General features: G+C 66.7%; 21 protein-coding genes. 9 read left to right on the forward strand and 12 right to left on the reverse strand.

The window, feature by feature from the left end:
- The 8 genes from VFW04_05615 to VFW04_05650 all read right to left on the reverse strand — a co-directional run.
- The coding region (locus tag VFW04_05615) for a hypothetical protein (GenBank protein ID HEX5178784.1) at window positions 1-1,062 on the reverse strand (1,062 nt) is incomplete at its 3' end.
- Between the two features lie 30 nt (window positions 1,063-1,092).
- Window positions 1,093-2,028, reverse strand: a complete 936-nt coding sequence (locus tag VFW04_05620; protein ID HEX5178785.1) for a prepilin-type N-terminal cleavage/methylation domain-containing protein — start codon at window positions 2,026-2,028, stop codon at window positions 1,093-1,095.
- Complete coding sequence (locus VFW04_05625) at window positions 2,022-2,399, reverse strand: prepilin-type N-terminal cleavage/methylation domain-containing protein (GenBank protein HEX5178786.1); 378 nt, start codon at window positions 2,397-2,399, stop codon at window positions 2,022-2,024. Before VFW04_05625 ends, VFW04_05620 begins: the two co-directional genes overlap by 7 nt.
- Complete coding sequence (locus VFW04_05630; GenBank protein ID HEX5178787.1) at window positions 2,381-2,851, reverse strand: GspH/FimT family pseudopilin; 471 nt, start codon at window positions 2,849-2,851, stop codon at window positions 2,381-2,383. Before VFW04_05630 ends, VFW04_05625 begins: the two co-directional genes overlap by 19 nt.
- Window positions 2,852-2,989: 138 nt before the next feature.
- Complete coding sequence (locus tag VFW04_05635; protein ID HEX5178788.1) at window positions 2,990-4,345, reverse strand: sigma-54 dependent transcriptional regulator; 1,356 nt, start codon at window positions 4,343-4,345, stop codon at window positions 2,990-2,992.
- Complete coding sequence (locus VFW04_05640; protein HEX5178789.1) at window positions 4,342-5,595, reverse strand: ATP-binding protein; 1,254 nt, start codon at window positions 5,593-5,595, stop codon at window positions 4,342-4,344. Before VFW04_05640 ends, VFW04_05635 begins: the two co-directional genes overlap by 4 nt.
- On the reverse strand, window positions 5,592-6,974 hold the full coding sequence (locus VFW04_05645; protein ID HEX5178790.1) for a sigma-54 dependent transcriptional regulator: 1,383 nt from the start codon (window positions 6,972-6,974) through the stop codon (window positions 5,592-5,594). Before VFW04_05645 ends, VFW04_05640 begins: the two co-directional genes overlap by 4 nt.
- Complete coding sequence (locus VFW04_05650; GenBank protein HEX5178791.1) at window positions 6,971-8,608, reverse strand: ATP-binding protein; 1,638 nt, start codon at window positions 8,606-8,608, stop codon at window positions 6,971-6,973. The genes VFW04_05645 and VFW04_05650 overlap by 4 nt, the downstream gene beginning before the upstream one ends.
- A 153-nt stretch (window positions 8,609-8,761) precedes the next feature.
- Here VFW04_05650 and VFW04_05655 point away from each other — a divergent pair, with 153 nt between their 5' ends.
- Entirely contained in the window at window positions 8,762-10,105 is a 1,344-nt protein-coding gene (locus VFW04_05655; GenBank protein ID HEX5178792.1) for a hemolysin family protein, read from the forward strand.
- On the forward strand, window positions 10,102-10,530 hold the full coding sequence (gene arfB / locus VFW04_05660; GenBank protein ID HEX5178793.1) for an alternative ribosome rescue aminoacyl-tRNA hydrolase ArfB: 429 nt from the start codon (window positions 10,102-10,104) through the stop codon (window positions 10,528-10,530). The genes VFW04_05655 and arfB overlap by 4 nt, the downstream gene beginning before the upstream one ends.
- A 17-nt stretch (window positions 10,531-10,547) precedes the next feature.
- Here the strand turns inward: arfB and VFW04_05665 are convergent, their stop codons facing one another.
- Complete coding sequence (locus VFW04_05665; protein ID HEX5178794.1) at window positions 10,548-11,414, reverse strand: hypothetical protein; 867 nt, start codon at window positions 11,412-11,414, stop codon at window positions 10,548-10,550.
- A gap of 164 nt (window positions 11,415-11,578) precedes the next feature.
- Here VFW04_05665 and VFW04_05670 point away from each other — a divergent pair, with 164 nt between their 5' ends.
- Genes VFW04_05670 through VFW04_05695 form a run of 6 tightly spaced genes read left to right on the forward strand, consistent with a single transcriptional unit; the run spans window position 11,579 to window position 18,310 of the window.
- On the forward strand, window positions 11,579-12,307 hold the full coding sequence (locus VFW04_05670; GenBank protein ID HEX5178795.1) for a hypothetical protein: 729 nt from the start codon (window positions 11,579-11,581) through the stop codon (window positions 12,305-12,307).
- Complete coding sequence (gene mprF, locus VFW04_05675; protein ID HEX5178796.1) at window positions 12,304-14,067, forward strand: bifunctional lysylphosphatidylglycerol flippase/synthetase MprF; 1,764 nt, start codon at window positions 12,304-12,306, stop codon at window positions 14,065-14,067. The genes VFW04_05670 and mprF overlap by 4 nt, the downstream gene beginning before the upstream one ends.
- 50 nt (window positions 14,068-14,117) lie before the next feature.
- A complete protein-coding gene (locus tag VFW04_05680; protein HEX5178797.1) occupies window positions 14,118-14,744 on the forward strand; it encodes a DUF4129 domain-containing protein in 627 nt (208 codons plus the stop codon).
- Complete coding sequence (locus tag VFW04_05685; GenBank protein HEX5178798.1) at window positions 14,737-15,945, forward strand: DUF4350 domain-containing protein; 1,209 nt, start codon at window positions 14,737-14,739, stop codon at window positions 15,943-15,945. Before VFW04_05680 ends, VFW04_05685 begins: the two co-directional genes overlap by 8 nt.
- The gene (locus VFW04_05690) at window positions 15,945-16,901 is read left to right on the forward strand and encodes a MoxR family ATPase (GenBank protein HEX5178799.1); all 957 of its coding nucleotides are present in this window, start codon (window positions 15,945-15,947) and stop codon (window positions 16,899-16,901) included. The genes VFW04_05685 and VFW04_05690 overlap by 1 nt, the downstream gene beginning before the upstream one ends.
- Window positions 16,898-18,310, forward strand: coding sequence for a DUF58 domain-containing protein (locus VFW04_05695; protein HEX5178800.1), 1,413 nt, complete (start codon window positions 16,898-16,900; stop codon window positions 18,308-18,310). The genes VFW04_05690 and VFW04_05695 overlap by 4 nt, the downstream gene beginning before the upstream one ends.
- Here VFW04_05695 and VFW04_05700 read toward each other — a convergent pair.
- Together VFW04_05700 and VFW04_05705 are read right to left on the reverse strand one after the other, a co-directional pair.
- Window positions 18,277-20,118 (reverse strand): stage II sporulation protein M, encoded by a 1,842-nt coding sequence (locus VFW04_05700; protein HEX5178801.1) that lies wholly within the window; start codon window positions 20,116-20,118, stop codon window positions 18,277-18,279. The genes VFW04_05695 and VFW04_05700 overlap by 34 nt on opposite strands.
- A 73-nt stretch (window positions 20,119-20,191) precedes the next feature.
- On the reverse strand, window positions 20,192-22,483 hold the full coding sequence (locus VFW04_05705; GenBank protein HEX5178802.1) for a hypothetical protein: 2,292 nt from the start codon (window positions 22,481-22,483) through the stop codon (window positions 20,192-20,194).
- Between the two features lie 144 nt (window positions 22,484-22,627).
- Here VFW04_05705 and VFW04_05710 point away from each other — a divergent pair, with 144 nt between their 5' ends.
- Window positions 22,628-23,653 (forward strand): L-threonylcarbamoyladenylate synthase, encoded by a 1,026-nt coding sequence (locus tag VFW04_05710; protein ID HEX5178803.1) that lies wholly within the window; start codon window positions 22,628-22,630, stop codon window positions 23,651-23,653.
- A gap of 6 nt (window positions 23,654-23,659) precedes the next feature.
- Here the strand turns inward: VFW04_05710 and VFW04_05715 are convergent, their stop codons facing one another.
- Window positions 23,660-24,625, reverse strand: coding sequence for a serine/threonine-protein kinase (locus VFW04_05715; GenBank protein HEX5178804.1), 966 nt, complete (start codon window positions 24,623-24,625; stop codon window positions 23,660-23,662).
- Window positions 24,626-24,774 lie beyond the last annotated feature (149 nt).

Here is a 24,774-nt window from a genome sequence, read left to right on the forward strand (position 1 = left end):
CGAGTAAGTAATTACCGCGTTTCCGAGAACGGTGTTCTGCTCGAGGTCGACGTTCTGCGCTAGCACGCCGCCCGTAAAGTGTCCGCCGGTTCCAGTTGTCTTGAGGTGGCCGGTCACGATCACGATGCCGAAGAACTGGAAACCGCCGGCAACCGAAAGATCGCCGTTCACGAGCAGCATGCCCTGCCCAACGCCGCCCGTAACAGAAAGGTTGCCGTTGGAGTAGATGACCGGATAGTAGCTGCTGCAATACGCGGTTGCGGGCACGGTTCGGAGCGGGTCGCCCCAGTTGTTCTGGTCGGTCGTCTTGCATGCCGTGCCGGTATACGAGGGGCCCATACCATTCAATGTGCCGCCCGCATACGTCAGGTTGGCGCTCGATGCGAGGTCTTGGAACGAGACGCTTCCGAATTGCGTGTACGTGCTGTCGTTGTTCGCCAGTGGCGTCTGTTGGATTTTCGGGCTACCCGCGACGCACGAATCGTTGTTACAGCCCTGGGTGGTGATTTGGGTCGAGTCCGCGATCGCGATACCGGGCAGTGAGGCGGCCGCCGGCGGGCAGTTCCAGTTGCCTACGGTGTCATCGATGCCATCGATGAACGAGCTTCCACCGATCTTGGTGCTACCGCGCGTGGTCAAAGCACCGAGCAACTTCACAGTCGGGAAGTTGAGCGCCACGATGGCACCGAGCCGTTTGCGGGCTTGCGCGCCGACAATGGTACCGACGCGTCCTTCCGATGTGATGGCGAACTCACCGTTCCCGAGATACACCACGCGGACTGTGTCGACCGAACCATCGCCGGGCGAATACGCTCTCGTGGTGTCCAACGTCCCGGTGATAGACGTGTTGTTCCAGGACTTGCTCCACTGTCCCGTCGACACGATAGCATTGAGACCGTATTCGGCGGCGGTAAGTGCGCGCGCTTGGAGCACCGTGTTGCGACCAATACGGAACTCCTGTGTGGCGGCGAAGAATACGCCCACAATGAGCGCGCCGATAATCACAATGGCGACCAGCGCCACCGTGAGTGCGAAGCCACGTCGTGGCGACCGCGCGATCATCGTCGACCTCCTCGGAAGTGCGTTCATCTGTCAGTTGCGGACGGCGAGAAAAACGGACAGCGAGTCCTGGTAGAATCCCTGAGCTCGGCCCGGCGTGTGAATGATGCTTCGACTCTGCGCGCGAGTGACAATGCCGATGCGCCGCACCTTCGACGAGTCTGCAGTGACGGCACCGGTGGAGTCGTAATAGGTCAACTCGAGGCCGCTCGTTCCGGCGTTGGCGGCCGGCAGATAGGGGCCGCTCACCGGTTCGAGTGCCGTGCACGCCGGCGTTCGCGTCGGAAGGCAATCGTAGAAGCCGAGGTACCAGAGGTTATCCGACGCCTGGAACAACTGATATCGCGCGCGGCGGAAAAAACGCATCGCAGCTCCGACGGACACAGTGGACGGTAGCGCGGTGTTGATTGGAATGAGCCATCCTGATCCTGCTTCACCAGCCGTCGTGGTGAATCCGCTCGTCGTTGGGCAGTTAGCTGATCCCGTGGCGGGCGACGACAGCTGTTCAGGATCCCACTTGTCATCGGACGCGTTGACGCTGGTATCGGCGTCGTAAACGAAGACGGAATCGCCGTTCTGCGGCGCAGCGATCCACGATGTGAGACCCGTATTCGTGGACAGCACGAGCGGCGGCACGGTGACCGATTTGCGATCGACACTGATCGTGCAGGCGATCGCTGCGCCGGTGACTAACCGGAAATCGATGAACGTTCTGCCCATCGCATAAATGTCGCCTTTGCTCGGCGACAACGAGCGCAGATCGGACGTCAGCATCGCGACGCCGTCACGAACGCTGCCGCGTGTTTCGAGCACGCCCGACGAACCGGAATAGAAGCGCTGCTGGCGCACAATGATTCCCATCATGCCGCCGGCGACGATCGCCAGCAGCACGATCGCGACGATGAGCTCGATGAGCGTGAAGCCGCGACGCGCAGCGCGGCGGTCAATCCGGACGCGAGCGTTCAGCACTTGACGTAACTCGTGAAGACGAGCGGCGACGGCTTTCGTCCGCCGGCCGCTTTGTAGGTGACGGAGTCGGTCACGCTGTCGAGAGCGGCGCCGATGCTCGTCACGTGAAAGTGCTCGGTCATGCCACGGGTGGTGGCGGTCCCGCTGGTGACGCTGGCGCACGAGGTGCTCCGCATCTGCTCGAAGCGGCTGAGGGCGACGTTCGCGGCAATCGTCTGTTCGGCGCCGCCGCCGATGAGGCGTGAGACGCTGGTGGCGGTGCCGGCCAGGCCTAACACGCCCAACGCCATGATGACGATGGCGACGAGCACCTCGACGATGGTGAAGCCGCGATTGTTCCGAGCCTGGTTGATCACTGTGCGAGTTGGCATTGGCTTACCGAGACCTTTCCCCAACCGACGACGCACACCGAATCTTGTACGCCGTTGCGGGAAATGCGGATTTTCGGGGAAGTGGAATACGCGCCCGTCAGGAGCACGCCGCGGGGATCGAACGTAATCGTGTCACTTGGTGACGCAGCGAGAGTCACGCCATTTCCGCTACCCAGATTCTGCGATGCGAAGCGGCTTTTCCCTCCACTCGTGGTCGTCACCACCAGCTGGATCGCGTTGCCGCTGCGAACGAAGTACGCGACGCGACCGCTTTGGATCGACAGTGCACGAGCCTGGCTCACGTACGACGCCACTTCCGAACGTGCACTTCTCACGGCCAGTACATCGGTGCTGTTTGCGAGCTTCGGCAGCGAGATCGCGGTGATGATGCCGATCAACGCAAAGACAATCACCATTTCAACCAGGGTCACGCCTGCAACAGATCTTTTCATTCGTACCTCGCATCATGAGCGACCTGCAGTGCCGGGCCCATCGCGCAACCATCAGTCGAGAGACACGGCCCCATTCAGTCAGGACGAAGGGCGCGCGTCGCCGCAACGCACAATCGGCAAGGAATCTGATTTCGCCAATCAATCGCCAAGGCCGTAGTCTCGAATTTTGTAGAGCAGCGCGCGGTGCGAGAGCTCGAGGAGTTGGGCCGCGCGTGTCCGATTGCCGCGCGTCTGCTGCAACGCGCGCTGAATCAGCACGCGTTCGAGCTGTTCGGTTTGACGTTTCACCGAGAGGTCCGTCGGCTCGGCGGCCGTGCTGTCCGTCGAAGGCGTCGTGGCCGTGAGATCGACGAGATGCACGGCCTCGATGCTCGGGCCAGTCGCCATGACGAGCGCGCGCTCGATTACGTTCTCGAGCTCGCGTACGTTGCCGGGCCACGGATACGCGGTCAGCATGCGCATGGCGTCCGGTGCGATGTGCCTAACGTCGAGCGAGAGCCGCGCGTTGTGGCGCCGCAAGAAGTGGAGCGCCAACTCGGCGACGTCTTGCCGGCGCTCGCGCAGCGGCGGGAGGCGAATCGACACGACGTTGATGCGGTAGTACAGGTCGCCGCGAAAGCGATTGACGCTCACGTCTGCTGCGAGATCGCGATTGGTCGCCGCGATGACGCGTACGTCCACGCGGCGGGCGGTGTTGGCGCCAACGCGGCGCACCTCTCCCTCTTGAAGTGCGCGCAGGAGCTTGACCTGGAGCGAAGCGGGCAACTCGCCGATTTCGTCGAGGAACAACGTGCCGCCGTCTGCCTCCTCGAAAAGGCCGGGCTTGTCGCTGGTCGCGCCGGTGAACGAGCCTTTGACGTGCCCAAACAGCTCGGATTCGAGGAGCATCTCGGGAATCGCGCCGCAGTTGACGGCGACGAAGGACTTGTCGGCGCGCGGACCTTCGTCGTGGACGAGACGCGCGATCAACTCCTTTCCGGTTCCGCTCTCGCCCGTGATCAGGACCGTCGATGGGTGGCGCGCGACTTTGCGAGCGACGGCGATGGCGGAGAGCAGCGCCGGGCTTCGACCGATCATGGGTCCGCCGCGCATGGTCGAAAGTTCTTCTTCCAACCGCTCGACCTTGGCGCGGAGCTTTTCGCGCTCGGCTGCCTTACGGACACAGAGGATCACTTCTTCGGCGCGAAACGGTTTCTGGATGTAGTCGTAGGCGCCGCGTTGCATGGCGGCGATCGCGGTGTCGGCGTCGCCGTATGCGCTCATCGCGATGACGAGCCCGCGGCCGTGCTGTGCTTCGTAGCGCTCGAGGAACTCGAGGCCGCCCATCGTGGGCATGCGCAGGTCGCAGAGGACGAGGTCCGCATCGCTGCGCGCGAGCGTTTCCAGCGCTTCGGCGGCATGGCTTGCCGTCGTGGTGTCGAAGCCTTCGGCACCGAGAATGCGATCGAGCGTTTGGCGGAGTCCCGGCTCGTCGTCGACGATGAGAATCTTCACGATGCCGGCTCGAGCGGCAGGATGTCGGCGGCCAGATCGTCGGACGGCTCTTGCAACGGCACGGGGAAATAGATCACGAATGCGGCGCCGCCCTCGCGCGCTTCGCGCACCCACACCGTTCCGCCGAGGCCTTCGACGATCCGTGCGACGATGGCGAGACCGAGGCCGGTTCCCTTGCCCGGTTCTTTCGTGGTGAAAAACGGGTCGAAGACGCGCTCGGTCTCGCTCCACGGGATTCCGGGACCGCTGTCGGCGACGACCAACGTGATCACTTCACGCAGTTCTCCAACGGAGCGCAGCCAGGCGCGGACGCGAGCGTTAGGCTGGCGGTCGATCGCGATCGCCGCGGCGTCCTCGCGCCGCCGATCTCCGGCCTCCGTGATGTCGACGAAAGGAATGCACTCCGAGATGACGTTCACCGTGCCGCTGCCGCTCATCGCGTCGACGGCGTTGAGCAAGAGATTGACCATCACCTGCTCGAGTTCGTGCGCATCGCCGGTGAGGGGCGGCAGCTGGTCGTTGAGCGCGAGGGTGAGGCGGCTCTGGCGGAGGGCGCCTTGATCGGCGAGCATCTCGGCGACACGGCACACGATCGCGTTGAGATTCACCGGTTCGAGGCTGCGGTGGCGGGGACGCGCGTAGTCGAGCATGCCGCGCATGATGCGGTCGATGCGCGCGCTCTCGCGTTCGATCCCCGCGATGGCGTCGGCGGCGTCGGCGTTGCCATTCATGCTGCGGCGCAGCAGGTGGGCATAGCCGTCGATTGCGCCTAACGGATTGCCGATCTCGTGCGCTACGCCTGCCGCCAACCGGCCGACCGAGGCGACCTTCTCGAGGTGTCCGCGTTGGGCCTGCTCCTCGAGTAGGCGGCTGGTCATCCGGTTGATGCTGCGCGCGAGTCGGGCGAGCTCGATAGTCGACCCGTGCGGGACGCGGCGCGTGAGGTCGCCATTGGCGATGGCCTCGGTGGCCTCGACCACCCGGTCGATGGGATCGAGGACGAGTCCCTGAACCTTGTAGGCGCCGAAGGCAACGAACACCACGACGTCGGCGATGATCAACAGCGCGAGATAGAGCGCGCCGTGCCGGCTCACGACGAGATCGCGGAGCGCGATCACGTTGAGCGCCGCGAGCGACAGCGCCGCCGTGCTGAGCACGGCGAGGCTGAGAATCATCTCCGCCTTGAGCGAGGTGAAGGCGCTGAACCGCGCCGCGCGGCGGCCGGACGTGCCTTCGGGCCGAGGGGTCACTCGGCGACTCCGTACCGCGAGAGCTTGCGGTAGAGCGTCGACGGATCGATGCCTAACACCTCGGCGGCGCGGCTCTTGTTGCCCCCTTCGCTCTGGAGCACCCACATGATGTAGGCGCGCTCGATGACGTCGAGCGTCGGGTTGGCCGCGATCTCGTGTGTCGTGACCAGCGGCTCGGATCGGCGCTCGGTGATGCGCTCGGGCAGGGCGGTGGCGTCGATCGTGTCACCGTCGCTCAGAATGACGGCGCGCTCGAGCGCGTTCTCGAGCTCGCGCACGTTGCCGGGCCAGGCGTAGGCTTGCATCGCATCGAGCGCGGCGTCCGTTAGGCGCTTGGGGTCCGCCGCCCGCTGTTGTGCAGCGCGATGGAGAAAGGCATCGATGAGCAGCGGGATGTCGTCGCGGCGCGAGCGCAGCGGCGGCAAGTGCAGCGCGAACACGTTGAGGCGGTAGAACAAATCGCTGCGGAACGAACCGCGCTTCATCTCTTCCTCGAGATCGCGGTTGGTGGCGGCGAGCAGGCGCGTATCGATCGGCACCGCTTCGGTCCCGCCGACCGGAATGACTTCGCGCTGCTGGAGCACGCGCAACAGCTTGACCTGCGTGGACGGCGTGGTCTCGCCGATTTCGTCGAGGAAGAACGTGCCGCCACCGGCGGCGGTGAAGAGGCCCGATTTGTCCTTCATTGCTCCGGTGAACGAGCCCTTCACGTGGCCGAACAACTCGCTCTCGAGGAGGCTCTCCGGCAGCGCGCCGCAATTGATGGACAGAAACGCGCCCGACGCACGCGCGGACAACTGATGGATGTAGCGCGCGATCACTTCTTTGCCCGTGCCCGACTCGCCCTGAATGAGCACGGTGGACTCCGTCGGCGCGACGGTTTCGGCCAAGCGGAGCACGGACAGCCAGGCTTTGCTTCGCCCAACGGGCTGGTTCGCACCGTTGCGATCGCGGCGGCTGATTTCCTGGCGGAGCGACCGGTTCTCGACACGCAGCTGGCGGTGCTCGGCCGCGCGCCGAAGGATCGCGACGATGTCGCCGTTGACGAACGGCTTCTGGATATAGTAGTAGGCGCCTTCGTTGACCGCCTGGATTGCCGAACGAAGATCGGCCTGGGCCGTCATGAGAATGACGGGCAGATCGGGATCCTTGGCGCGAGCCGCCGAGAGGATTTCGAGGCCGGTGACGCTCGGCATGCGCACGTCGGTGATGACGATATCCGGTGCAAGAGCGGCGATCTGGTCGAGGCCCTGCTTACCGCCTAACGCAACGTGCGGCGTGAAGCCTTCGTTCTTGAGGAGGATGCGAAGGGTCTCGAGGATTCCGGTCTCGTCGTCGACGACGAGCACGCTTGGCTTGACGGCCTGGGTGGATGTCATGCGGCCTCGGCGCCGGCGGGTTGTGGCAAGGGGAGCAACACCGTGAAGCGCGTGCCGCGCCGACCGGTATCGAGGAGCACGCACCCGCGATGTGCTTCGATGGCGCGGTGTACGATGGGCAGGCCGAGGCCGGTGCCGCCTGGCTTTGTCGTAAAGAATGGATCGAACACGCGGTCCTTGATGGCGGCGGGGATGCCGGGGCCGACGTCGGTCACGCGCAAGGCAACCGCGCCGCCGCGGAACGTCACGCCGGGTGGCACGTTGTCGCGAGAGAGCGAACGGATCTCGACGGCGACGCGACCGTTGTCGGGCGACGCCTGAATGGCATTGAGCGTGATGTTGAAAATCGCGCGATGCAGCAGATCTTCGTCGCCTTCGACAAAGACCGGTTCACGCGGCGGTTGATACACGACGGCGATCCCGCGCGTGCAATCGGGGTGCGAGGCAGCGAGTCCCGTCGCGGTGCGCGCGATTTCGCCGATGTCGACCATATCGCCGCGCGTCTTCCGGACGCGCGCGAAGTCCAGGAATTCGGTGAGCAGCCGGGCGAGCCGATCGGATTCGCGAACAATGAGCGTGCCTAACGTGCGTTCATCATCGGTGGCCCGCGGAGCCCGTGCCAGCTGCTCGACGGCGCTGCGAATGGACGCGAGCGGATTCTTGATCTCGTGCGCGAGCGATGCGCTCAGCTCGGCCACGCCCTCGAGTCGTTCGGCGCGGAGCCGGAGCTCTTCGAGCCGCTTGTTATCGGTGATGTCCTGAAAGATCGCGGTGGCCGAGAGCGACGCGTCGTCGCCATCCGCATCGAGGATCGTCGTGGTAAAGCCGATCGGGAACGATCGGGTCGACTGCGTGATCACGGCCTCGCCGCGCGTGACGCGTTCGCCGTCTGCGAGGGCGTGATCGAGCGCCTCGGCGAGGGCGGGACACACATTGGCGATGGCATCGCTCACCGGGCGGCCGGGCGCAGACGCGTGATCGAAGCCGAGGAGCGCCCCGGCGGCCGGATTGGCAAACAGCAACCGGCGTTGGGCGCCGATGGTGACGATACCGCTGCGGATGTTGCGGAGGATGTCTTCGGCCTGGAGTCGGGCCAGGGCGAGTTGGGCTTCCAGTTCTTCGCGGTCGGTGCCCGCCTCCTTGAGGCGCGCGCTCAAATAGGCGACACCGAGCGCGGCGCCGGCAAACACGGCTAACTGCAGCATCATGCCGACGTCCATCGCGCCCGTGCGCGAGATGATGACGTCGGCGATGTAGCACGAGATGCCGAGTGCCGCGATGAGCAGACCGCCGCCCGCGGGAAGCAGCAGGGAGGCGCCGGCGGTGACCAGGATGTAGAGGGCGGCGAACTGCGACAGCTGTCCGCCGGTGACGTGCACGACGGCTGTCACGAGCGCGACGTCGAACACGGCTTGCAGGTAGAAGAACGCTCGGCCCGTTGGGCGTCGCGTTTGCGACTCGTACCAGCGGGATATCGCCGTCACGGTGATGGCGGCGATGACGGCGAGCGAGGCGATGAGCGTGACGCGCGCCTCGGCGGCCTGCCATGCGAGCACCGCGGCGACGAAAATCGCGGAGGCGAGCGAGAGGCGGCCGATGTAGATCCACCGGAGGACGCGGCGCTGGTCGAGCATCGTTATGGTCGAGTGGGTCGGCGGTCGAGGCGCGCGTCCGTCTTATGCAGACGGGATCTGAGCCGGGCGTCTTGTCGCGAAATGAGAGGCCGACTTAGCGCGACGCCTGGCGTTTTGCTATATCTTCGACGACTGCCTCTGCCAAGGAGTTACGTGGCCGCACCACCCGACGACCTCACCGCGGGCGCCATTCTCATCCGGCTGCTCGCGGTCCTGCTGCTCGTGCTCGCCAATGCCTTTTTCGTATCGGCGGAGTTCGGATTGGTGGGGGCACGGAGGAGCCGGATCGACGCGTTAGCCAGCCGCGGCGACCGGCGCGCGAAGGTCGTTCAAGAGACGCTCAAGCATCTCGATCTCTACATCTCGGCGACCCAGCTCGGGATCACGCTCGCGTCGCTCGCGCTCGGCTGGATCGGCGAGGCGACGATGGCGACGGTGATCGACCGGTTGCTGCGCGCGTTCGGGTACGTGCCGTCGCCGACGGTGACACACAGCGCGGCAGCGGTGACGAGCGCGTTCGTCATCATCACGTTTTTGCATATTGTGTTAGGCGAGCTCGCGCCGAAGTCGATGGCGCTGCTGAATCCCGAAGGCGTGAGCCGATGGGTGGCGCTACCCCTGCGATTTTTCTCGACGGTCATGCGTCCGTTCATCGCGCTGCTCAACGGCGCGGCGAACGCGTTTCTCCGATTGCTCGGCTTGCACACCGTGGAAGAAACCGCGCGCGTGCACTCTCCCGAAGAGCTGCGGCTCCTCGTCATGCAGGCGCGGGCGCACGGAATTCTCGACGAGAGCGACACGCAGATGTTGGCCGGCGTGTTCGACTTTCACAACAAGAAGGCGCGCGATGTCATGCGGCCGAGGACGGAAGTGGTGGCGCTGCAAGCGGACGCCAACGAGGCCGAGGTGCTCGAGGTGCTGCGGCGCGAACGATATTCGCGATACCCGGTGTACGGTGAAACGCTGGACGACATCGTGGGCGTCCTTCTGGCGAAGGATCTCTGGCTGCGCGACGGACGCGAGCCATTTGCGCTCAAGCGTTTGGTGCGCGAGGCGATGTACGTGCCGGATACCAGGGCGGCGGAGCGCGTGCTGGATGACCTGCGTCGGACACGCGCACACATGGCGGTGGTGTTGGATGAGTTCGGGGGCACGTCGGGCATCGTGACGATGGAGGATCTCATCGAGGAGGTCATCGGCGACATCGCCGATGAATACGACGTTGCCGCGCGTGACGCGCTGATCCAGAATGGCGTGCTGGAGTTGGCAGGATCGATGTCGTTGATCGACGTGCGCTCGGACCATAACATCCGCATTCCAGACGGGAGCTGGTCGACGTTAGGCGGGTATGTGTTCTCGCAGTTGGGGCGGTTGCCGAAGGTGGGTGACCGGGTTCCCTTCCCCGGCGGCGAGCTCGAGGTGGTGGCGATGGATGGGAAGCGGGTTGCCGCCGTGCGCGTGCACCGGGCGGCGGCCGAGGGACCCGTGCCCGCGTGAGCGACGGGGTACGGGTGAACGGGCGCGTGACCATTCCGCGCGAGGAGCTGGAGGTGCGGGCGACGCGGTCGGGCGGACCCGGCGGGCAGCACGTGAACCGATCGGCGACGCGGGTAGAGATCCAGTGGCGGCCGGCGACGTCGCGATCGTTAGGCGATGCCGACCGGGCGCGAGTGCTGGAGCGGCTCGCGTCGCGCCTTGACTCGGACGGTTTCGTGCGGGTGGTAGCGAGCGACTCGCGGAGCCAGCGGCAGAATCGTGAGGCGGCGGAAGATCGGCTCGCGGCGTTGATTCGTGCGGCGCTGGTGATTCCCAAGCGGCGGGTGCCGACGCGGACGCCGCGGGTCGCGAAGGAGCGCCGCCTCACGGAAAAAAAACGGCGCTCCGAGCAAAAACGATCGCGGCGCAGCTCGATCGACGAATAGAGCGGGCGGCCGGTCGCTCAGTGCAGCAGTTCGACCCTCGATGTAACGGCCTGGGTGACCGGAATCGTTTTCCCGGTTTCCTTTTCGCTGATGTTCATGGCCATTGTCTGGCTCGCCGCGGAGCCCAGAAACACGCCATCGCTGCTGATATAGTACACGCCTTCCCCGGACCCGTGTCCGTCGATCGTCAGGCTCTGGCCTAACGCGGCCTGCGATCCGGCGATGGTCAAGGCGGCCGCGCGGTGGACGCGCCAGGCGCGCTGGCGGTTGTACGTCGTGTCGCCGAGAATCGTGGATGTCGTGATCGTCTTGAGATCGAGGTGGGCACCGTTCTGCTCGACGGCATTGTTCGTCGTGTCGACCCATGTGCTGCCCACGTGCGCGCGTTCGGGCAACGGGACGAGGAAGCGGCTCATTCCTTCGACGAGATTCTGCATGTCGGGATCGTTCGGCTCGGCGGACGACGTGTAGTGGTACACCCTGCCCGATGGCGACATCACCCCGTGCACCTGTGTTCCCTTCATCTTGGAGATGTCGGGGAGTTGAATGGGCGGGTCGGCGACGATCGTACTCGAGTCCATGGTATAGGAAAAATCGAGCGTGTCTGCCGCATGCTGTGCCAGGATGACGGACACGATCTGTTCGTTGGTGATCTTGAACTCGCTGTGCTGACCGTTCTGATCTTCTCCGCGGGTGACGACCGAGATGAGGTGGTAGCGGCGTGTGCCCGGCGCGTACGTGGCCACCTTCTGCGCGGGCGCCGCCGCGACGATGGCGCCGCCAAGTAAAAGGACGATAGTGAGCGTGCGGCGAAGCGACATACGCGACTCCTTCTGCGGGAGCGCGGGCGCCCGCTGTGTGAGTGGTTTGAGATTCGCGGTCATCGCCGCAGAAGATGAAATGATGCATTGCGCTCGCCGGCCGCGACACTGTGGTCGGGGCGGGCGGGCACCAGGCGTTGAATACCCGCTTCGGAGGGCCGAGGTTTCGGCGTGGACCTTACGATAGAACGATCCGGGCGCGTGCACTGTCGAGCTCGCCGCGCGCAATGAGGCAGCGCGTCGTATCGAACGGCGGGCGAGACGCGGCACAGCAGAAAGCGGTGCTCCGGCGTGCCGCGGGGATCCGTCTTCGGTTCGGGCGGTTGCTGCGCGCGTGGTATCGGTCGCATCACCGCGATCTCCCTTGGCGGCGGACGCGCGATCCATATCGGGTGTTGGTCTCGGAACTGATGCTGCAGCAAACGCAGGTGTCGCGGGTCGTGCTCAGGTACGGCGACTTTCTGGAGCGATTTCCGACGCTGGATGCGTTGGCGCGGGCGCGGCCGGCGCGCGTGATGGAGGCGTGGTCGGGGTTAGGCTATTACGCGCGCGCGAAGAATCTACATCGATTGGCGCGCGGGCTCGCGGCGACGGGCACGCCGGCGGCGCTTCCATCGGGTGCGGACGCGCTGCGGCTGCTGCCGGGCATCGGTCCGTACACGGCCGGCGCGGTGGCCTCGTTCGCCTACGAGCAGCGGGAGGCGCTCGTGGACACGAACGTCGCGCGCGTCGTGCGTCGTGTGGTCGCGCCGGGGCTGGATGCAACGCGCGCGGCGGGCGGTCGGACGATCTGGGCGGTCGCGCGCGCGCTGCTGCCGCGGACGGGTCGCGCGACCTATGTCCATAATCAGGCGCTAATGGAGTTAGGCGCGTTGGTGTGCACGGCCCGCGTGCGCCACTGCGTCAGGTGTCCGGTGCGCAGCGTGTGCGCGACCTATGAGGCGGATCGCCGGTGACGCCGTGGCAGGACACGACGGCGCTGCATCGGTTAGGCAGTTACGTGCCCGTCAACACCGTGCACTACCTGCTGCCGAGCATCGTGGTGGCCGTGGCGTTCGGCGCCGTGTTTTTCCTGCGGCACAAGCGCCCCCTCCAGCGGGTGCTGCGCGTGAGCGGATCGGTGGCGCCGGTGGTGGTGCCGCGCCTGCTGGCGGCAACGACGTTTCTGGCCGGCGCGATCCTCATCTTTTCCGGTGCGACCCCGGCAGCAGCGGAGCGGTTGGGCTGGCTGGTGCAGGTACTGCCGCTGCCGGTCATCGAGTTCTCGCACTTCTTCGGCAGCCTTGCCGGCGTGGGGCTGCTGATTCTGGCCCGCGGTCTCTGGCGGCGGCTGGACGCGGCGTACCACCTGGCCATCGTGTTGTTAGGCGCCGGCGCGCTGTTCTGTCTTCTCAAGGAACTGGATGTCGAGGAGGCTGTGCTGCTGGCGGCGATGCTGGGCGCCCTGGTCGCGAGCCGGCGATTCTTCTATCGCAAAGCAAGTTTGTTCGAAGAGCGGTTCACGATGCCGTGGATCGCGGCGATCACGCTCGTGGTGGTGGGATCCATCGTGTTGGGCATCATCTCGTACGGGTGGCCCGACATCAGCGCGGGGACATTCTGGCGCTTCTCGCCGGGGGCGCAGGCGCCGCGGTTCTTGCGGTCGACGACGGGCGTGGTGGTGGTCCTGGTGATCGTGGCAGGAACGCGCCTGCTGAAGCCGGCGCGGGCGCGTCCCGGCCTGCCGGCGGAGGCGGATCTGGACGCGGTGGCGCCGATCGTCGCCGCCTACCCGGAAGCGGCCGCGAATCTCGCGTTCCTGGGTGACAAGGCGCTTCTGTTCAACGACACGCGCACGGGATTCGTGATGTACGCGGTGGCACGCCGCACATGGGTTGCGTTAGGCGATCCCGTGGCGCCGCCCGAGGAAGTCGCCGATCTGGCAATGCGGTTCATCACGGCGTGCGACAAGCACGGGGCGTGGCCGGTGTTCTACAAAGTCGGGATGGCGCAGCTGCACCGCTATTTCGACATCGGCTTGAGCGTCGCCAAGCTGGGCGAGGAGGCGCGCGTTTCGTTGGGCGATTTCGCGCTCGAGGGCGCCGAGCGCCGCAGCCTCCGGCGCGCCTGGCGGACGGCCGTCAAAGAGGGGTGCAGCTTCGAGATGCTGCCCGCGGAGTCGGTGGGCGCCCACTTGAGCGAATTGCGGGCGGTGTCGGACGCGTGGCTCTCGGCGAAGCGCGCGCGCGAAAAACGCTTTTCGCTGGGGTACTTCGCGGACGGCTATGTGCGGCGGTTCCCAACCGGGATCGTGCGACGAAACGGCGCGATCGTGGCGTTCGCCAACGTTTGGCCGTCAGGGTGTCACGAAGAGATCGAAGTCGATCTGATGCGGTTCGCGCCGGGCGCGCCGCCGGGGGTCATGCGATACGCCTTGTCCGAGATGATGCTGTGGGGAAAAGCCCTGGGCTATCGGTGGTTCAACCTCGGCATGGCGCCGCTCTCCGGATTGCAGTCGAGCACCATCGCGCCGTTATGGCATCGGATGGGGACGGCGGCGTTCGGACACGGCGAACGATTCTACAATTTTCAGGGCGTGCGTGAGTTCAAGGAGTGGTTTCACCCGGTGTGGGTGCCCAAGTATCTCGTGTCGCCGGGCGGCGCGCTGCGACCGGTGATCATGGCGAACATCGCATCGCTCGTGGCGGGTGGATTGGAAGGCGTCGTCCGGCGCTAACGCACCCCGTGGCGCGATCTGCGCCGCCATCCTATTATCTGCGCACCGCAATGCCCTTCCTTCTCGCCCAACAGATCCCCGACCATCGTGTAGCCGCTGTCGTGGACAGCGTGTTCCGCGGCCGGACGTTCCAGCGCCTGACGTTGGGACAGGCCATCTGGCAGTGGTTCGTGTCGCTGGTCCTGCGCATCTTCGGCTTGGTGATGTCGTGGTATCAGCAGCTGCGTGCGTCACCGGTGTTGTTTTGGGCATTGCTGGTGGTGGTGACTGCGTTAGTCCTGGCCATCGTTGGGCGGGCGGTGATGATGTGGCGATGGCAGCATCTGGACGTGGCGCGCGGCGCTGTCTGGCGGGGCATGGGGGGCGCGAGCGGGCAAGATCCGTGGGCGGCAGCCGAGGCGCTCGCCGCGTCGGGCGACTACACGAGCGCGGCGCACGCGCTGTACGCTGCCCTGCTCGAAAGCGCAGCGCGGCAGCAGCAGGTGCGCCTGCATCCATCGAAGACGGTGGGCGACTATGCGCGCGAGCTGCGCACGCACTCGTCCTCCCTGTTCGGGAGATTTCGAGAGTTCGGCCGCTCGTACGAGGTGGTGATTTACGGCATCGGGACCTGCGACGCCGCACGATACCATCAGCTGTACGCGCTGGCAGCGCCGGTGGTGCGGCCCAATGGCTGAGCGACGACTCGACCGCTGGCTGCGTCCGATCTTCGTGCTGCCCGTGTTGGGCACGTTGGTGCTGGCGGCGATCATTTCTTCGCCGGGCGGCGCCGCGGGCGCCGTCGATACACGTCTCACGACGTACAACACGTCGCCGTTCGGCGCACTCGCGTTCTACGATGTGCTGCGACGCCTCGGTTGGAACGTCCAGCGCCGCCGGACGGCGTTTCGAGTGCCCGTGGACCCGGCGGGCACGTACCTGCTGATGTCGCCTCCGTATCAGCCCAGCGCCACCGAAGTGTCCGCTCTGTTAGGCGCGGTCCGGCGAGGCGCGACGATCGTCGTGTCGCCGCCTGCGGGATCGCCGTTGGCGGATTCCCTTCGCATCCGGCGGACGCAGTTCGACCACGATCTCGAGGTGGTGTCGACCGCGGCGGGCGGATCGGACAGCGCGATCTCGCTCGACTCGGCGGCCGTCCGCGCCGGCTCGTTTTCCCGCTACCTGGTTCCGGTGGCGATCTCGGAGCGCGACACGGCGCCTGTCTTTCCGCCGGACACGAGGACGCTGCTCACCGTCCATGCCGACACGAGCGTGCGGCCGGCGATCATGATGCGCAAGTTAGGCATGGGGTCGGCGGTCATCGTGTCGGACTGGTCGTTTGCGCGGAACGACAACGTGCGCGACACGTCCGGGATGGTTCTCGGGGTGCGCCTGCTGGAACGGGCAGGAATCGATCGCACGCGCCCGTTGGTATTCGATGAGTTTCATCAGGGCTACGGCAGCACGAACGACATGTTCGAGCAGATCGGAGAGGCGATGTTCAAGACGCCGGTCGGCCGAGCCGGCGTGCAGGCATTGACCGCCGGCGTGCTGCTGCTTCTGGCCGTCGGCGTTCGGCCGTTCGCGCCGCGCGGCCGTGCGAGCATCGAGCGGCGGTCGCCGCTCGAGCACGTCGGGGCGCTGCGGCTGGCCTACGAGCGGATTCACGCGACGAGGCTGGCGACCGGGCGCCTGGTGCGCGGCCTCCGCCGGCGTCATCCGTTAGGCGCTGGCGCGCTGGCCGACGATGCCTATCTGAAGCGTCTCGCGGAGCGCGTGCCGGCAACCGCGAGTGATGCAGCGCTGCTGGAGCGCGCGTTGACCACCCCGATGGCCGTCACCGAGTGGGTTGCGGTGGGCGTTGCCATCGACCACATCGAGAGGGCGACAACTCCGTGATGACCGCCGAGCAAGTGGCCGAGCGCATGTCCGCGGTGCGGGCCGCCGTGGCGTCCCGCGTCGTTGGGCAGGACACGGTAATCGACGAAGTGCTGGTTGCGTTCCTGGCGCGCGGGCATGCGCTGGTGGAAGGGGTGCCCGGCACGGCCAAGACGCTGCTCGTGCGGCTTCTCGCGAGCACGCTCAACGCGCGCTTTGGCCGCATTCAATTCACGCCGGATCTGATGCCGTCCGACATCACCGGCACCACGGTGCTGCAGGACGTGGGACGGACGAGCGAGTTTCGTCCGGGACCGGTGTTCACGGATTTGCTGCTCGCGGACGAGATCAATCGCGCGCCGGCCAAGACGCAGGCGGCGCTGCTCGAGGCGATGCAGGAGCGGCAGGTGACCGTCGACGGCACGGCGCGCTCGTTAGGCCCGCTGTTCACCGTCTTCGCGACGCAGAATCCGGTCGAGTACGAGGGCACGTATCCGCTGCCGGAGGCGCAGCTGGACCGGTTCCTGCTCAAGATCAAGGTCGCCTACCCCTCGAAGGAGTCGGAGCTGGCGATCCTGGACAACTACGCCGCTGGCTTCGACGCCGAGCGCGCGTCCGATCTGCGTCTCGAACCGGTGCTCGACGCGAACTCGTGCGCGGAGGTGCGCGCGGCTGCGGACGGCGTGACCGTGGCGCCCGAGGTGCGGGAATACATCACGCAGATCGTGCGGGCGACGCGCGAGGAGGCGGCGCTGACGTTAGGCGGATCGCCGCGCGCCACCGTCGCGCTCTTTCGTGTGTCGCGCGCGGCAGCGCTTCTCGCCGGCCGGGCCTTCGTCACCCCGGACGACGTGAAAGACTTCGCGTTCCCGGTGCTGCGGCACCGGGTCGTGGTATCGCCTGAAGTCGAAGTCGAAGGCCGCAGCAGCGACGACGTGCTGCAGGCCGTCCTGATGCGCGTCACGGCGCCGCAATGACGTCGGCAGTGGCCGGTGCGCCGGCGGCGGCGCCGAGCTCGGTCGGACGCAGGGTCGTCCGTGCGATCGTGCGCAGTGTTCGGGCCGCGGTCGCCATCGTGCCGACGCGTCGATTGGTGGTCGTGACGGCACTGCTGTCGCTCGTGTGGCTCCTGTCGGGCACGCCGAAGGGGACCGCGGTGTCGATCTTCGTGACCGGGCTGCTCGTCGCCGCGGTGGCGCTCGACGTGCTGACGTTGCCGGCGCGATGGCAACTGGAAGTCGAACGGGCGATCCCGGAGCGCATCGGGTTAGGCGACGCGGCGGGGGGGCGATACGTGGTCCGCGTGGCTGCAGGTCGTGCGCTGCACGTCTCGCTCTACGACGACCTGCCGCGCGGCGTCCGCTCGGATGACGCGCGCTTCGGCGTTCGCGTCGTGCGGCCCGACGCGCCGTGCACGCTTCCAATCGAGCTGGAGGGCGCCGAGCGCGGCACCTGGGCGTTGGGCCGCGTCGTGGTACGCGCCGATGGATGGTTAGGCCTCGTACGCCGCACGTATCGCTGGGAGATGCCGGACCAGGTGGTGGTCGTGCCGTCGATGGCGGGCGTCAGTCACTACCGGCTGCTGTCTCTGCACCACCGTCTGCGCGATCTTGGCATGCGTAACATCCGCAGGCGCGGCGACGGCTCAACACTATCCGGCCTGCGCGAGTATGTGGTGGGCGACGAACCGCGCCGCATCGACTGGAAGGCGACGGCGCGACGGGGCGTCCTCATCTCGCGCGAGTACACCGTGGAACAAGGGCAGACGGTGATGCTCGCCATCGATTGCGGCCGCATGATGACGCAACTCGAGGGAGACGTTCCGCGTTTCGAGTATGCGCTGTCCTCGGCGATGCTGTTGGCGGACGTCGCCACCCAATCGAAGGATCAGGTGGGCGCGCTGGTGTTCGACGACGAAATCCGCGCATGGGCGCCCGCGACACGCGGCACCGCGGCGCTCGAACGCGTGCACCAGGCGATCATGCCGACCGCGGCGAGCATGGCCGAGCCGGACTACGCCGCGGCGTTTCGTGTGTTAGGCGAGCGACAGCGCAAACGATCGCTCGTGGTGCTGTTCACGGACGTCATCGACCCGCGGTCATCGCAGGCGTTGATCGCGCTCACCTCGCGGAGCGCGTCGCGTCATCTGTTGGTCGTCGTGGCGCTGCGCAACGACCGGCTGATCGCCGCCGCACGACCGGAGCGGGGCGCCTCGACATCCGGCCTGTTCGAGGCAGCGGCAGCCGAGGAGCTCGTGACGGCTCGCGAGACCGCGCTCGCGCGGATGCGCCACGCGGGTGTGTCGGTGTTGGACGTGTCGCCGCGCGCGATGACGGCGGCCGTGATCAATCGCTACCTCGAGCTCAAGGCGCGCGCGTCGCTGTAGGCGAACTGCTCCTCGTCGGCGGGATCCATACCGCGTCCTCCGATCAAGCAGTAGAGGAGCAGGACAACGGCGCAGGCCGACGCGATAGCGATCTTGACCGTGAGCGAAATGTCGGTGCGCGGCGAGATCAGCCCCTCGATCGTTCCAGCGACGAGGAGCAGCATCGTCGATACCGTGATCAGGCGAATGGCGCGTCTTCCGTAGATGACTAACGCTTCGCCGCGCGTGTTTCTCCCCGGCACGAGGAGGGCACGGGCGATGAGCAGTCCGCCGGCACCAGCAATGCAGATCGCACTGAGCTCGAACACGCTGTGGGACAGAACGAACTCGCCGATTTGGACGAGAATGCCCTTGGATTGGTACAGACCGAGTGCAGCGCCGATCGATACGCCGTTCGTGACGAGCATGAGAAGCGTGCCGAGTCCGAACGTGATGCCGAAGATGAAGACGGTGTACGTGACTTGAATGTTGTTCGAGATGATCTGCGAAGCCTCCAGCGGGCGCATGAAGGACTTGATCTCGACGTACGTTCGGTCGCCTTTTTTCGCGCGCGCGACGCCCTCGTTCGCGCGATCGATCATGCCGGGCGGCAGCAGCGATTCGGACAGGAGCGGATCGTTGACGACTGCCTGATACGTGATCGCCATGGGACCGAACAGTGCCAGCGCCGCGATGGCGATGTATCCCCAGGAGCGGCGCACCTCACACGGAACGTTGACCGTGACGAACCGCACCGCGGCACGCGCGGTGATCGCACGCTGCCGATACAACAGATTGTGTCCACCGGCCACCAAGCGGCTGAGATAGAACACCGCATCGGATGGTGCGCCCTTCGAGGCAGTCGTGAGACGCGCGAGGTCGGTGGCGATCTCCCGGTACTGGGCAACGAAATCGCTGACCTCCGCTTCCGACATGTGCCGGAGGCCGCGTCGTTGGGCATCGCGCAGCCTCGTCGCGAAACCGCTCCAGCGGACGGACGAGCGCGCGACGAGCGCGTGCCGTTCGCGTGCGGCGCCCTTCGCTCCTCGCGGAGCGAGTCCCCGCGCGCGCGCATCGCGCTCGCTGGCATATAGCCTCCGCAGCCGATCGAGCACCGGCGCGGTTTCGTGCGGCAGGTGGGGCGCGAGTGAGAGCGCCAAGTTCTCCGCCAGAACGTGCAGGCGCTCCGGCGCGAGCGACGCGGAGCGCGACAGAAATCGCTCGAGCACATCGTATTCGCCGGCGCTGAGCGCCGCCATCACCGGCACACTCGTGCTCGACTCGACGGTTACGTCCGGCACGACGGGCGCCCGCTCGATGCGCTCCTGCACGACGAACGTGCCGGCCATCATGTCGCCTAACCGCTTGCCCGACCGGTTGAAGACGGCCGCGATGACGCCAACTCCGTAGAGAAACCCGGGCTGTCCGTCGATGATGCGGGCAATGTTGCGCACGGCCGATGCACCGAACGACACCGAGTAGCCACCGTCCTGCACGACGCGGATGTGCAGCAGCCGCTTGCCCGGCGTCTGTCCGTCCCAGAGCGCTTCGAACAGGACGTAGTAGCCCCACTCCAGGCTGAACATGATCAGGAAGGCGATGGCCAGCACCCACGTGCTCGATTCCTCGGGCGTCGGGTGCGGTCCTGTTGGCCTGAGCTTGGCGAGCAACGACATCGAGAGGAAAAACGAGATGATGAGCGCGGAGATCGCAAGAAAGTCGATGATCGCCGCTGCCGCGCGCGCGCCGACACCGGCGAGCGTATACGACAGGACCACCTGCTCGGGCGTCTCGATGTCGACCTGTTGGGCGACGATGGGGGCGCGCACGGGGCCCTTCGTGGAACCCGATTCCGAGGATGTCATGGAGGTGCGGGTGGAACGAGCGGCGCGTGGCGACGCTTCAGCGCGCGTCGGCCGACGAATCGGTTGCGCAGCCCAGCGAGCCCGGAGCGGGCGCGCTGTCGCGCATGAGAAGATCGATCTGCGAGCCGCGGTCCGCAAGCGCGCTCTCGATCGAGCCGCCTAACATGCCGGTGGCAACTTCGGCGCGCGCGACTCCGTACGGCGCGACCATTGCCCAACGCCAGGCATTTTCGGCGGCCAATGCCGTGCCGCGCTCGCGCATGATGCCGGACGCGCGAGCCCGCGCAGCGAGCTCGACCAGGCGGCGCCGCGCCGCCGCGAGGCGCTGCCCGCGATCGCCGGTCGCGTTGCCGCAGGAACCGCCATCGACGATGGACATGACGGAGTCGCGCACGGCGCTCACCGGCGCCACGAGGTCAGCGAGCGATGCCGCAGCGCCGATACCCGTCGTGTCCAACGGCGCCTCGAGCACCCGGCGCACGAGATCGTACGGCGTGAGCACGCGGCCGGGGCCGTAGCGCGTGAGATACCAGTCACGCGTGGCGCGCGATGGCGGAGCGACGTCGTCGAGCACGCTCACGAGCGCCGAACCTGCTTCGCCGGTGACGTCGGGCGGCGTGACGGTGACGTATCCGGTGAACAGGTCATCCTGCACCGACGAAAGATACCCGTTCATGCGTCCCTCGCGCGCGAGCGATACCGCGACGAACCAATCGACGCTGCGCGCGAACACTTCCGTTGGGCGCATGCTCAGCACGTCACGATCGTCGGGATCGACAGCGCTCAAGGATGCGGTGGTCAACCCGCGCAACGATGCGGCGAGCTGGCCGCCGTGCGCATCGCGGACCGCACGGTCGGTGGCATAGTCGCCGCGCACCGCATAGCGGCGTTCGGCAGCCTGCCAGTCAAGGTCGTGCGCGATTTCATGCGCAATGGTGCCGGCGCTCGTCGCCGATGGCAGATAGATGATTCGATGCACCGGATCATGCAGCGCGAGCGCGACGCCGCGCAGCGGGTTCTCTCCAAAGTGGATGCGGAGTCCCGTCAGGTCGAGCGACGGTAGCACGCGATCCAGGTCGGCCAGGGCCGAGCCGAGCATCGTGAGATAGTAGGGGCGCCACGCGCTCGGCACGCTGCTGTCGAAGGTGATGGCGGTGAGGCCGTACCGGTCCTCGAGCTGCGCGTCGGTCGGCGAGGGGTCGCCAGGGTACCAGGGGGTCTCTTGGGCGTACGCGCGGAGCGCCACGGCCGCGGCAAGCGTCGTCCGAGCGACCGCGATGCCGGGGGCACGCTCCGACACCAGGGCCCGCTCCGCCGCAAAGCCTTCCTCGCCGCGCGACCGGTACAGAAAGCGCATGCGCGCGCCGCGCTCACCGCCGTCATCGTCGGTCACATGCAGCAGGTCGTCGCGGTGCGTCCACATGGCGACGACCACCGGAGTCTCCGGCGGACGCGCGGTGCCGAGCGCCAACCGCTCCAGCGAACCGGCGGCGGTGCCTAACAGCGAGAGCCCGGAATCCGCCTTGGTCGGTTTGGTCGAGTCGCCCGATGCGTCGCGCAACTCGCTTTGCAACTCCGGCGTGAGCTGCATGGCTTCGAGAGCAACGTCGGGAGGCAACCGCTCCATGAGCGGCTGCTCGACGCGGAAACGGCGCTCACGTCGCCACGTTTGCAAGAGACGCAGGGGGTCGGCGTCATCTCGCCACGCGGCGCGCAGCAAGTCGCTCACGTCGCGCTTGGCCAACTCGCGATCGCGGACGAGCGCCGCGGCCTGCGCCGCGATGTGCGGCGCATCGGGACGCAACCGATGCTCGGCGGCGGCCAGCGTGTATGCCAGGCGCACCGCCAATTCTCCTGCTCGCGGGTCGTGCGCGTCGCGCACGGTACGATCAATGAGTGCGAACTGCGTGTTGCCGTCGGGCGCGGCAACGAGCGAGACGCTATCGGTGAGGGAATCGAGCGCGATCGGATTCACTTGGTCGGCATTGCCGTCGACCGTGCGGGCGAGAAGCGCCCAGGCAACCGAATCCCGGGTGGCAATGGACAGTCGTGGGTCGCCCAGCGCGTAATCGATCAACCGAAACGGGCCGCCGAGACCGAGTCGCTGGCGCTCGAGGTATCCCAGCGCCAGAACGCGCTCAGAATCGGCATCGGTGTTCATCACAGAAGGCGGATGTTGGACCAACCGCTCTGCGTACGCGCGACCCATGTGCAGTTGTCCGGCGATCTGCGGACCAACGGCGATGCGCTCACAGCCCTCAGCGGCGAGGATCAACGCGCCGAGTGCGACCAAGCAGCGTGCGCGATTGCGGTGGAGCGGCGGAATCATTGTACTTGCGAATACCCACGAAGAAACGTGGAGTTGCCGCGCGCCGAAGGCTCGAGGCTCTGGAGCCCATCTGGAGGGGAGACGAACTACCGGGACGGGCGTCATGCGACAGGAGGGACGCGACCTGTCTTACATTACTACCGCGTGACGGATGAACAAGTGCGCTACCTCACGGTTGACCCTGACCGGCCGGACGCCGACATCGTGCGACGCGCCGGAGAGTTGTTGCGGCGCGGCGGGCTCGTCGCCTTCCCGACAGAGACCGTTTACGGCCTCGGCGCGAACGCGTTGGACGCGAACGCGGTTGCGCGAATTTTCGCCGCCAAGGGACGTCCGACGTACGATCCATTGATCGTTCATGTACTAAACGCTGGAGTTGCTCGCGCGGTTGCACGCGAGTGGCCGGATGCGGCGGAGCGTCTGGCGAGAGCATTCTGGCCGGGGCCGCTGACGCTCGTGGTGCCCAAGCGGCGAATGATTCCCGACATCGTCACTGCCGGACTGGATACGGTGGGGCTGCGCGTTCCTTCGCATCCGGTGGCGCGCGCCATTCTCGAAGCGGCCACGGTGCCGATCGCCGCGCCGAGCGCGAATCGGTTCAGCGAATTGTCACCGACGCGGGCGGAACACGTGGACCGGGCGTTGGGCGATCGGGTCGATCTGATCGTGGATGGCGGCCCGACGACGGTGGGCATCGAGTCGACGGTGGTCGATGTTTCCGGTGACCGGCCGGTGATTCTGCGACCGGGGACCATTCCGTCGCCGGAGCTGGCCGCCGCGATCGGTGCGTTAGACATCGCGACGTTGGGCGGGCGGGACGACAGCACGCAAGCGCGCCGGGCACCCGGGATGCTGGACCGGCACTACGCTCCGCGCGCCCGGCTGGAAGTGTTCTCGGTCGGGTCGCGGGCGGCGGCCTTGGCGGCGGCCTACGCAGCGCGCGGCTCGACCGTCGGGGCGCTGCTGTTGGCGCCGTTGGACGGCAGCGCGGCCCAGACGGTGCAAATGCCTAACGATCCGGCGGCGTACGCGCGGGCGCTGTATCACGCGTTGCACACGCTCGATGCGGCGGGGTGCGATGTGATCCTCGTGGAAGCGCCACCGGAGGGCGCGGCGTGGGCCGGCGTCAGGGACCGGTTGTCGCGCGCCGCACGGCCGGCCGGCGCCTAACGGAATTCACGCGCTCCGCTGGGCGCCGAAGAAGCGGCGGATCATGCGCATCATGCCGAGCGGCGTCCGACCCCGCTCCAGCGCCGCGGCGAGTTGGCGACCCGTCTGCCACCGCTTGTCCAATTCCTTTTCGAGGCAGCACTCGATGGCGCGCACGAGATCGCGAGGCGCGTGCGGGGCGAGGCCTGCCAACGGCGGCACCGGCGAAAAGAGGTGCTTGGCCGTGATCTCGGCGAACGATTCACCGGTGAACGGCAGGCGGCCGGCCAGCATCAGGTAGCCGAGGACTCCAAGCCCGTAGAGATCGCTGCGTCCATCGAGGTCGGCTTCGCCGACTGCCTGCTCGGGTGACATGAAGTGCGGCGTGCCGAACGCGCACCGGAGCTCGGACGGGCGCGGATCCCACGAGCGCCGACGCGCGACGCTGAAATCGGCGAGCAGCGCGCGTCCCGTTTCGCGATCGACGAGCACGTTCTCCGGCTTGAGATCGCGGTGCACCACGCCTTGGCTGTGCGCGTAGTCGAGCGCGCGCGCGAGCTGCAGGAGCACGAGTCGCGTTTCTTCCGGGGAGATGCGGCCCAGGGCGCGTATGCGGTCGCCTAACGACTCACCGGGCACGTAGCGCATGGCCATGTACATGACGCGCGACGTCTCACCGAACGCGTACAGCGGCACGATACCGGGGTGCTCGAGCTGCGCGGACAGGCGCGCCTCGGCGCGGAACCGCTCGCGCGCATCTTCGCGGGTCTTGAGGTCGTTGCGAAGCACCTTGAGCGCGACGTGCCGGTGCAGACTGACATCACGGGCGAGATACACGGCGCCCATTCCTCCGCGACCGAGCGGGCGAACGACCTGGTACTGCCGTATGAGCTCGCGGGCCACGAGATCCCGTTCGACGTCCGGTGCTCCACGCTCGAGCGTCGGCGTCACCCGGGGTACGCGGGCAGCGGAGTCGAGAACTAGCGCTTCCATGCGGTGCTCGTGGTCGGAGGAGACGGATGTGCCCAACTGTGGTTCTCCATAAGAAAGTACCGGGCCAATGCTATCCGTCGCGGAACTCGTTGTGCGTCAAAACGTTGCGTCGCCGTCGCCCGCCGTTTTCGTCCGGCAGTTGTCCGATC

This window comes from Gemmatimonadaceae bacterium, assembly GCA_036273715.1.
In the GTDB taxonomy this organism is placed as follows: domain Bacteria; phylum Gemmatimonadota; class Gemmatimonadetes; order Gemmatimonadales; family Gemmatimonadaceae; genus JADGGM01.